Here is a 617-nt window from a genome sequence, read left to right on the forward strand (position 1 = left end):
TGGACTTGTCACGGTTTGCTTCCGCCTCCTTGAATAGACTATTTGTCATTAAGGAGAAGATTTATGGCAGTTTCACACACAGACGATTTCAGACGCGAAGCGGTTCGGATTGCGCTTACGAGTGGTTTTACTCGTCGCCAGGTAGCAACCGATTTGGGTGTCGGCCTTTCCACGTTGTCAAAATGGATACAGCGTTCTCGCCCCGAGAATATGCCTCCTGCTGCCGACATTGATTTAGCAAAAGAAAATGAACGGCTGCGTAAGGAGAACCGCCTACTTCTGGAGGAGAGGGAAGTATTAAAAAAGGCCACCGTGTTCTTCGCGAACCAAAGCAAATGAGGTTTGCTTTCGTGGAAGAACACCGCAATCAAATTCCAGTCCATCGGCTATGCCAAATTATGGACGTTACATCACGCGGTTATCGTGCCTGGCGCAGAAGACCTTTAAGCAACCGGCAAAGACAGGATATGGTGCTCCTAGCGCATATTCGAGAGCAGTACCATCTTAGCCTTAAATCTTATGGTCGTCCCCGCATGACACAAGAGCTCCGAGATATTGGATTATCTGTCGGGCATCGCCGCGTTGGGCGTTTGATGCGCCAAAACAACATTTATGCG

Annotated in this window: 1 pseudogene; it reads left to right on the forward strand. The window is 48.9% G+C overall.

Annotation, left to right across the window (positions count from 1 at the left end):
* Positions 1-63: 63 nt before the first annotated feature.
* A pseudogene (locus KWJ32_RS28185) lies at positions 64-617 on the forward strand (transposase); the annotation flags it as partial.

This window comes from Ochrobactrum sp. BTU2 (assembly GCF_024539785.1).
GTDB classification, from domain to species: domain Bacteria; phylum Pseudomonadota; class Alphaproteobacteria; order Rhizobiales; family Rhizobiaceae; genus Brucella; species Brucella anthropi.